The organism is Methanobrevibacter sp. (assembly GCF_045603845.1).
Lineage (GTDB): Archaea > Methanobacteriota > Methanobacteria > Methanobacteriales > Methanobacteriaceae > Methanocatella.
Map to the genome: position 1 here is coordinate 1 of NZ_JAZUMY010000014.1, position 9,277 is coordinate 9,277.

Here is a 9,277-nt window from a genome sequence, read left to right on the forward strand (position 1 = left end):
TTAGAGAAGCTAAGGAAATTAAGACTCCTTAAGAAGGTGTAAGAACATGAGAACTTGTTCATTCTGTCATAAAGAAATAGAAGAAGGTACTGGAAAGATGTACGTCAAAAGAGACGGTTCAATTTATTTCTTTTGTAGCAGCAAATGTGAAAAGAATATGATTAAACTCGGAAGAGTTCCAAGAAAAGTTAAATGGGTTAAAGAATGATTCAAAAAAGTTTTGTTATGATGAAACCGGACGCTGTTCAAAGACGTCTTATGGGTAAAATATTGTCTCGTTTTGAAGAAAAAGGTCTTCAAATTGTAGCTGTAAAATTAATGCAGATTGATGAAGAATTAGCAAAAACTCATTATGGAGAACATGCTGATAAACCATTTTTCCCAAGCTTAGTTGAATATATTACTTCTTCACCATCCCTTGCAATGGTTATTGAAGGGGAAGAAGCAATTACCACCATCAGAAAATTAGTTGGTGCAACTAATCCTTTAGAAGCAGATCTTGGAACAATCAGAGGAGATTTCGCAATGGATACTGGAAGAAACATTATTCACGCTTCAGACTCTCCGGCTTCTGCAGAAAGAGAAATTGGTCTTTTCTTTAATGAAGATGAAATTTGTGATTATCAAATTGTTGATAACAATTTAATTTATGAATAAATTTGAAAATATTATTTAAAAAGATATTATGAAAATTAGATCCCCTATTGTATCAGTTTTAGGACATGTAGACCATGGAAAGACTACATTGTTAGATTATATTAGAGGAAGTACTATTGCTGATAAGGAAGCAGGCGGTATTACTCAACATATTGGAGCTACTGAAATTCCGAACGATACTATAGATGAAATTTGTGGGAATTTCATTTCAGCATTGACTATTAAGGATTTGATTCCTGGTTTGTTTTTCATTGACACTCCGGGACACGCAGCTTTCACCAGTTTGAGAAAACGTGGTGGGGCTCTTGCTGATTTAGCCGTTTTAATTGTTGATATTAATGATGGATTCAAACCACAAACTTACGAAGCTTTAAACATTCTTAAAATGTATAGGACTCCGTTCATTGTCGTAGCTAACAAGATTGACATGATTTTCGGTTGGGAAACTCATGAGGGAGCTTCATTTAAGGAATCCTTTAACGACCAGGCTCAAAGTGTAAAACAGGCCTTGGACACTAAGGTCTATGAGATTGTCGGTACCCTCCATAAGGAAGGTTTCCAGTCCGAAAGGTTTGACAGGGTCAGTGATTTCGCTTCACAGATTACAATCATTCCAATCAGTGCAAGGTCAGGTGAAGGAATCATTGAAGTTTTAGCTATGCTTTTAGGTCTCGCTCAGGAATATCTTACCGAGCAGCTTGAAATCAATGAGGATGCTCCGGCCAAAGGTACTGTTTTGGAAATCAAGGAAGAAACAGGACTCGGGCTTACTGTTGACAGCATCATTTACGATGGCGTTTTAAGAACCAATGATGAAATAGCTTTGATGACATCAAATAATGATGTTTTAACTACCAAAATCAGATCTATTTTAAGGCCTCTTCCATTGGAGGAAATGAGAGATTCCAAAAAGAAATTCCAGAAATTTGATGAGGTTGTTGCGGCTGCAGGTATCAAGATAGCTGCCCCTAACTTGGATGATGTAATTTCTGGTTCTCCTTTAAGAGTTTTGAATGATGAGGAGGACGTTGAAGAGGAGCTTTTAAAAGAAATAGAGGACATTACCATCAGCACTGATGATGAAGGTATTTTGGTAAAGGCCGATACTCTCGGTTCTCTTGAAGCTATTGTTCAATTATTAAAAGAATTGGATATTCCTATTCGTGAAGCTGACATTGGTGATGTAAACCGCAGAGACATTATCAATTCTTCAATAGCATTAAATGAAAATGAAGCGCATGGCGCCATTATAGCATTCAATGTTGATGTTCTTCCGAATTCAGAAGAGGACTTGAATAATTCAGGAATTAAACTCTTCAAGGGAGATGTCATTTACCAGATTATTGAAGATTACGAAGAATGGATTAAACAGAAAGAGGAAGCTCGTAAGAAAGCATTCTACAATGCAATCATCAAGCCTGCAAAATTCATGTCACTTCCTAAATTGGTTTTCCGCCAAAGCAAACCTGCAATTATTGGTATTGAAGCTTTAAGCGGAACCGTCAAGCAAGGTCAAAAACTAATTAATAAAAATGGTGAAAGTGTTGGAATAATTGCTAGTATGGAAGATAAGGGCGAAACATTGCCTGACATTTCCAGAGGTCAAAGGGTTGCTATGGCTATTGACAATGCAATAGTCGGTAAGGATTTTGATGAAGGGGATGAATTATACATTGACATTCCTGAAAAGCATTACAAATTCATTGAAAGGGAATTTAAGGATAAACTGACCGAAGACGAATTCGAAACATTATATGAATTTGTTGAAATCAAGCGCAAACAGGACCCTGATTGGGGAAAATTCGGTCTTTTTGAATAATGATTATGATGATAAATAAAAAATAAGGAGGAATACCATGGCATTCAAAGTAGTTGTTTCTAATAAAGCAGATACTTATCAAATGGAAGTCGATGACACCAAAGCTTTAAACGGTTTAATTATCGGCGATGAATTTGACGGTGGAATCGTTGGTTTAGATGGTTATACCTTAAAAATCACTGGAGGCAGTGATAAAAATGGTTTTACCATGAAAAAAGATGTTCCTGGTACTAGAAGAATCAAAAGTTTATTAACCGGTGGTATTGGTTATCACCCTAAAGCTGATGGTGTAAAAAGGAGAAAAACCGTAAGAGGTAACACCATTGCTGATGATATAGTACAAATCAACAGTGTTGTTGTTAGTGAAGGATCAAAACCAATAGCTGAAATTCTTGGTGCTGGTGAAGAAGAAGAGGAAGAATAGTTCTACTATTTTTCTTATTTTTACTTTTATGATGAAAAAATTATTAAAAAAGGTGGTTATCTGTGAATGTACAGTCAGAGGTTAACATAGGTTTAGTTGGTCACGTAGACCACGGTAAGACTACTCTTACCAAAGCATTATCAGGAATATGGACAGATACTCACAGTGAAGAAACTAAAAGAGGTATTTCAATCCGTTTAGGTTATGCAGACATTGAATTCAAGAAATGTCCTAAATGCGACGAGCCTGAATGTTATACCACTTCTGATGTTTGTGAAATCTGTGGCAGTGAAACTGAACTCATCAGAAAGGTTTCATTTGTTGATGCTCCGGGTCACGAAACCCTAATGGCGACTATGTTATCCGGTGCTGCTATAATGGATGGAGCAGTTTTAGTGATTGCTGCAAACGAACATTGTCCACAACCACAAACTAAAGAGCATCTCATGGCACTTGACGTTATCGGTGTTAAGGATGTTATTGTAGTTCAAAATAAAATTGATATTGTTTCAAAGGAAAGAGCTATTGAAAGTTATAATGAAATTAAGGAGTTTGTTAAAGGTACTTGTGCTGAAGACGCTTTAATAATACCAGTTTCTGCTCAGCAAGGAGCTAATATGGATATATTAATTGAAGCCATGCTTAAGACTATCGAACCTCCGGAAAGGAAGTTGGATGGCAGCGCTTTAATGCACGTTGCAAGGTCTTTTGATATTAACAAGCCAGGTTCCGGCGCCGATAAAATCAAAGGAGGAGTCATAGGAGGTACCTTGGTTCAGGGTAAGTTGAAACTCGGAGATACCATTGAAATCAGACCGGGCATCAACAACAATAATCAGAGAATATATCTGACTTCAGAGATTATTGGCCTTGAAGCTAACGGCAAGCAGGTAGAGGAAATAGGTCCGGGAGGACTTGTAGGTATTGCAACCAAATTGGATCCGTCTTTAACCAAATCAGATTCACTATCAGGTTCTGTAGCTGGTGAAGAAGGAACATTGCCTGATGTCTTGGATGCATTTACTATGGAATCCCATTTGCTTGACAGGGTAGTCGGTACCAAAGAGGAACGTGAAGTTGCTCCAATTAAACTCAAAGAGCCTTTAATGATAAATTGCGGTACTACAACCACAATAGGCGTTGTCACATCAACCAAAAAGGATGTTGTCGATGTTGCTCTTAAATTGCCTGTATGTGCTAGTCCGGGTGACAGAGTGGCATTGTCCCGTCGTGTTGGTGCTCGTTGGAGATTAATTGGTTACGGTATTATTAAATAGTGTTTGAGGGCAATAATGAGCATAAAAGAAGTTGTAATTGATACCAATTTTTTTATGGTCCCTTTTCAGTTCAATGTTGATGTCATCACTGAACTTGAAAAAGTATTACCTTCTTACAAATTAACTACTCCAAGCTTTGTTATCAATGAATTGAAGGGTTTGAAAAGAAATAACAAAGGTAAAATACGTTTAAATGCTAATTTGGCCTTGAAGTTAGCTAATTCTTCAAAAGTTGAAATAAAGGATATTTCATTGCTTGAAAATGAAACTGTGGATGATGCGTTACTGAGAGTTTCAGAAGTTTTAGCTACAAATGATATAGAATTGAAAAAACGTGCAAAGGCTAAAGGAATTACTATTGTCTATTTAAGGCAAAAAAATTATATAACTGTTGACGGTAAGATATAAAATATAATTAAACTTATCAAATTAATCAAATAAATTATTATAAAAAAATAAAAAAATGTGGGATTATTTTGTACTACAAGGTCAAAATTGAAGACACAGTAAGAATACCTCCTAGAAGATTTGATGAGGACCGTGAAAAAGTCGCAATAGAGACTTTAAATGAGACTTACAACGGTCGTCTTGACAAGAATTTAGGACTGTTCATCTGTGTCAATGAAATTGAAGAACTTGGTGAAGGCAAACTCATTATGGGTGACGGTGCTTCATACCATAATGTTGTTTTCAACTCAATATTCTTTAAACCTGAACAACAAGAAATTATTGACGGTGAGGTTATTGAAATAGCCGAATTCGGTGCTTTTGTAAGAATAGGTCCTATGGACGGTTTGGTCCACGTATCACAAGTAACTGATGATTACATTACTTATGATGCCAAAAGAGGAGCATTGCTTGCAAAAGAATCCAGTAAGACTTTGGATGTAGGCGATTTGGTTAGAACAAGAACTGTAGCTATCAGTCTTAAAGACAATTCTGTTAAAGATACTAAAATTGGTCTTACTATGAGACAAAATAATTTAGGTAGATTTGAATGGATTGAAGAAGCTAAACAAAAAAGTAAGAAGGCTTAAAAATGAAAGCGTGTACTGTTTGTAAAATGTTATCAGCAAATGAACGTTGTCCGTCATGTGGTAATCCGACTTCCGATAACTGGAGCGGTCTTTTGATTATCACTGATCCTGAAGAATCTGAATTGGCTCGTGAATTGAATATCAAAATTCCAGGTGAATACTGTTTGAGAGTTAGGTAGTGATTGAGTGTTACGTTTGGATGCAGAATTAAACAAAGATATAATAATCGAACTTAAAAAGCCTTTGGGCAAATTATATCCGGACTTCGAGGATGCGATTGATGAAATCAAATCTTGCGAGTTTTTAATATCTGTAGGCGATGCGACATTTGCTAATCTTCTTGAACATGAGATTTATCCCAATCTTGCTATAATCGATAACTTGATTCAGAGACAAAATCACAATCATGATGTTATACATACGGAAAATATTTTAAAGGCTAACAATCCTGCCGGATGCATTACTGAGGATCTATGGGAAACCATAGGCAAAGCTCTTCGCTTATGTGACAGTGGCGAATGTTATGTAATTGATGTAGCGGGGGAAGAAGATCTTGCAGTTCTTCCTTGTATCTTAATGGCCAGTGAGGATACAACCATACTATATGGTCAACCTAACGAAGGTTTAGTTATTTTAAAAGTTTCTGATACAAAAAATAAAGCTCAAACGTTGATTGATGCATTTATTGAAGAATAAAATTAAGTGAGGCTTAATTATGGAAATTGAAATTTTTGAAGAAAAGGAAAATAAATTATTTAATAGAAAAGAAATCAAATTCTATGTTGATTATGATGGAGAAGCTACTCCTAAAGTATTAGACATTAAATCTAAATTAGTAGCTTTATTAAATACTAAAAAAGATTTATTAGTCGTAGACAATGTACAGCCACACTACGGTGAACCAAAAGCAGCAGGTTATGCTAAAATTTACGATACCGTAGAAGACTTAGAATACATTGAAACTAAACATGTAATTGCTAAAAACACTGAAGCTGCTGAACCAGCTGAAGATGAAGAAGAATAGGTGATTTTAATGGTAAGAAAATCAGATCTTTACAAAGTAGATGGCGACAAAATTGAAAGAAAAAACCAAATTTGTCCTCGTTGCGGTGAAGGTGTATTCATGGCAGACCATGGTGACAGAGTAGCTTGTGGTAAATGCGGATACACTGAAATGAAAAAATAAGATTTTTAATTAAATCTTTTTCTTTTTTTAATTTTTTTTAAGTTGTGATTCTTGTGGATAATATAAGAAACGGTAGATTTAAAACAGGAATGGCTGATGAAGCGGCTGAATATACTTCTTCTTTGGATGCCGATAAAATAATTTTTGAAGCAGACATCAAAACTAATTTTGCACACACTTCAATGTTAAAACATGAAGGAATCATTGATGCTGAAATTGCAGATAACATTTTAGGTGCACTTGATGAACTTAAAGAAGAAGGCTACGGTGCATTGGTCTTTGATCCGTCAGTTGAAGATGTTCATATGGCTATTGAAAACTATGTAACATCTAAAATCGGACCTCAGGCAGGCTACATGCATACTGCAAAATCACGTAATGATCAGGTTGCAACTGACATCAGATTAGTCCTAAGAGAGCGAATCATAGGCATCCAGATTGGAATTTTGGAATTCATTGAAGGCATTGTTGAAATGGCCGGTGACCATTTGCATGATGTCTTTATAGGTTTCACTCACCTCCAGCATGCCCAGCCTATTACAATTGCACATCATCTGATGGCTCATGTACAGGCTTTAAAAAGGGATTATGAACGTTTAGAGGATACTTATAAACGTGTTAACTTAAATCCTTTAGGCTCAGCTGCAATGGCAACTACAAGTTTTCCAATCAATCGTGAATTAACAACTAAATTATTAGGCTTTGATGCTTATCTTGAAAACTCAATGGATGGGGTTTCTGCAAGGGATTTCATTGCAGAGACTGTATTTGACCTGACAGCTTTATGTACTACATTATCCAAAATCTGCGAAGAGCTGATCTTATGGAGTACATATGAGTTCGGCGTTATAGAAATGGCTGATGAATACTCATCCACATCATCTATCATGCCTCAAAAGAAAAATCCTGACGTTGCAGAGCTTGCACGTGGAAAATCAACAATTGTCAACGGTGAACTTGTTACTATCCTAACTATTCTTAAAGCTATTCCATACACATACAACCGTGATTTGCAGGAAATCACTCCGCATTTATGGAATGCATTGAAAGTGACTGAGGATACATTGTCAATTGTCACACGCATGTTATTGTCAGTTGAATTCAATATTGAGAGATGCGCAGAGCTTGCAGGACGTAACTTTGCAACTGCAACTGATTTGGCGGATATTATGGTTCGTGAAAAGCAAATTCCTTTCAGAACCGCTCACAAAATCGTTGGCCGTATTGTAAATGAAGCAACTGCTAAGGATATGGCTGAAGAAGATATTACTTCTGAGTTTATTGATGAAATTGCAGTTGATTTGGGCTTTGACAAGCTGGAATTGGCTGATGAGTTAATTCAAGACGCTTTAAATCCTGCCGAAAATGTTAAAATCAGACGAGTTTTAGGTGGGCCGGCTCCTGAAATGGTCGAACTCGCTCGTGATAACATTAAAGTATTTTTAAATGAAGAATTTGAGAAAAAAGGAATTTAATTTCCTTTAACTTATTTTTTTAGGTTAACCTAAATTTTATATATTCCTTTTTATAAAAATAGTATTGTTATAAGTAATTATAGCATGGTTATTTGGAAAATATTTGGTTTTTAATGGAATACATAGAATAAATTCATGTAAGCTCAGCTTCTGTTATGGCCGAATATTTCTATCTAATCATTCTTTTTTGATTCCATATATGATTCATGGATTTCCTCTGCAAGCTCATCGTTTCCTTCAATGATTGGGCCTGTATAGTCGCAGTCGAAGCATTGCCACATTGACCAGTTCTGTGGAATAATCCATTTAACTTTTTTAGATCCGCATCTCGGACACATTTTATGTAACATGTTATCTTGTTTTGTAGAAACTCCATATTAAGTCTAGTGATTCATTGCTTGGTGAGATTATCGGTATTATTTTTTTAGGTGATGGCATATTATATGAATTTCATAATGTATAAATGTTAAAACATTCTTTAAGGATTATAGATTTTCATCAAGTAATTCTGGTGTTTTTGAATTCTTTTTACTGACCACTTTTCGACCAGTTGCATCTTCAAGCTCTTTTCTTGCATTACCTGCAATATTTCCTCCACGTTTAGCAACGTCACGGCTTTCATTAAATCCGTCTGGATTTTTAACTTTGCTGATTTCGGTTGTGGATGCTTCTGCTAGCATATTTAAAATCAGTTCAATGTTGGTCATATTGTCTTTCAATCCTTCTTTTTTCAGACCTTTGTATTGTTTGTATTCCTTTGTAGACATTCCTGACCATGCTCTTGAGATGTCATCAGTTAATATTGCATATTCAATTCCTTTTTCAACACCAACTCTGTCCCATTCAGCAGTTAATTCTTTTCGTGTTTCAATACTTTTCATTCTTTGAGTAATCCACTCTTCTGAATATCCTTTCTCACGATAAGTGTTTATTGCTCTTTCAATAGCTATTTCTGGGTCAGCTACTTCTTCAAGTCTTTCTTTACCAACTTGGGCTAACCATTGTTTGAATGGTTCGGCATTTGGTGATGAAACTGACTGTACTATACGTAATAATTGTTTGGTGTTGGCAGCATCTGTTTCACGCATTTTACCATCATGGGCTTTAAGTTTCAACCTTACGATATTTTCGTAAGGTTGACCTGATTCATTTTTTAACTTTCTTTTTAAATCACTCCAGTATCTATTTGGATTTTTGCTTTCAGTTAAAACCGCAATGACATCTATTATTGAGTAGTAGTAATCATCTATTTCTGAATCCCATTTTGTTCTTATTTTGTATTCTTGAAATAATTTTATTGCATATTTTTCTTCCATAATTTCGCCTTTATTTGTTTTTTGAAAAATATAATTAATATAATATTTATTTTAATAATTTATATAGTTTTTCTTGTTGATTAAAG

14 protein-coding genes are annotated in these 9,277 nt (G+C 35.3%); 12 read left to right on the forward strand and 2 right to left on the reverse strand.

The features are described from left to right. Positions 1 to 46: 46 nt before the first annotated feature. From ACKI2W_RS01750 to argH, 12 genes are all read left to right on the forward strand, one after another. Positions 47 to 208 (forward strand): 50S ribosomal protein L24e, encoded by a 162-nt coding sequence (locus ACKI2W_RS01750; protein WP_149731004.1) that lies wholly within the window; start codon positions 47 to 49, stop codon positions 206 to 208. After that, complete coding sequence (gene ndk / locus ACKI2W_RS01755; RefSeq protein WP_292797820.1) at positions 205 to 657, forward strand: nucleoside-diphosphate kinase; 453 nt, start codon at positions 205 to 207, stop codon at positions 655 to 657. Before ACKI2W_RS01750 ends, ndk begins: the two co-directional genes overlap by 4 nt. Before the next feature lie 28 nt (positions 658 to 685). Then, positions 686 to 2,476: a translation initiation factor IF-2 gene (gene infB, locus ACKI2W_RS01760; protein WP_407378819.1), complete on the forward strand. Its 1,791-nt coding sequence runs from the start codon at positions 686 to 688 to the stop codon at positions 2,474 to 2,476. Positions 2,477 to 2,513: 37 nt separating this feature from the next. Then, positions 2,514 to 2,900: a 30S ribosomal protein S6e gene (locus ACKI2W_RS01765; protein WP_407378820.1), complete on the forward strand. Its 387-nt coding sequence runs from the start codon at positions 2,514 to 2,516 to the stop codon at positions 2,898 to 2,900. 62 nt (positions 2,901 to 2,962) lie between these two features. Then, complete coding sequence (locus ACKI2W_RS01770; RefSeq protein ID WP_407378821.1) at positions 2,963 to 4,177, forward strand: translation initiation factor IF-2 subunit gamma; 1,215 nt, start codon at positions 2,963 to 2,965, stop codon at positions 4,175 to 4,177. 15 nt (positions 4,178 to 4,192) lie between these two features. Beyond that, on the forward strand, positions 4,193 to 4,585 hold the full coding sequence (locus ACKI2W_RS01775) for a PIN domain-containing protein (RefSeq protein WP_407378822.1): 393 nt from the start codon (positions 4,193 to 4,195) through the stop codon (positions 4,583 to 4,585). A 68-nt stretch (positions 4,586 to 4,653) separates the two neighbouring features. Next, positions 4,654 to 5,214, forward strand: coding sequence for a DNA-directed RNA polymerase (locus ACKI2W_RS01780; protein WP_407378823.1), 561 nt, complete (start codon positions 4,654 to 4,656; stop codon positions 5,212 to 5,214). Positions 5,215 to 5,216: 2 nt separating this feature from the next. Beyond that, positions 5,217 to 5,393 (forward strand): transcription elongation factor subunit Spt4, encoded by a 177-nt coding sequence (gene spt4, locus ACKI2W_RS01785; protein WP_407378824.1) that lies wholly within the window; start codon positions 5,217 to 5,219, stop codon positions 5,391 to 5,393. Positions 5,394 to 5,400: 7 nt separating this feature from the next. Continuing rightward, complete coding sequence (locus ACKI2W_RS01790) at positions 5,401 to 5,910, forward strand: GTP-dependent dephospho-CoA kinase family protein (RefSeq protein ID WP_407378825.1); 510 nt, start codon at positions 5,401 to 5,403, stop codon at positions 5,908 to 5,910. 19 nt (positions 5,911 to 5,929) lie between these two features. Beyond that, a complete protein-coding gene (locus ACKI2W_RS01795; protein WP_407378826.1) occupies positions 5,930 to 6,238 on the forward strand; it encodes a 30S ribosomal protein S24e in 309 nt (102 codons plus the stop codon). Positions 6,239 to 6,247: 9 nt separating this feature from the next. Beyond that, on the forward strand, positions 6,248 to 6,400 hold the full coding sequence (locus ACKI2W_RS01800) for a 30S ribosomal protein S27ae (RefSeq protein ID WP_149730994.1): 153 nt from the start codon (positions 6,248 to 6,250) through the stop codon (positions 6,398 to 6,400). 53 nt (positions 6,401 to 6,453) lie between these two features. Further along, positions 6,454 to 7,875, forward strand: coding sequence for an argininosuccinate lyase (argH, locus tag ACKI2W_RS01805; protein ID WP_407378827.1), 1,422 nt, complete (start codon positions 6,454 to 6,456; stop codon positions 7,873 to 7,875). Positions 7,876 to 8,048: 173 nt separating this feature from the next. Here the strand turns inward: argH and ACKI2W_RS01810 are convergent, their stop codons facing one another. Together ACKI2W_RS01810 and ACKI2W_RS01815 are read right to left on the reverse strand one after the other, a co-directional pair. Next, positions 8,049 to 8,225, reverse strand: coding sequence for a hypothetical protein (locus ACKI2W_RS01810; protein ID WP_407378828.1), 177 nt, complete (start codon positions 8,223 to 8,225; stop codon positions 8,049 to 8,051). Positions 8,226 to 8,360: 135 nt separating this feature from the next. Beyond that, positions 8,361 to 9,191, reverse strand: a complete 831-nt coding sequence (locus ACKI2W_RS01815) for a BRO family protein (protein WP_407378829.1) — start codon at positions 9,189 to 9,191, stop codon at positions 8,361 to 8,363. Between the last annotated feature and the right edge of the window lie 86 nt (positions 9,192 to 9,277).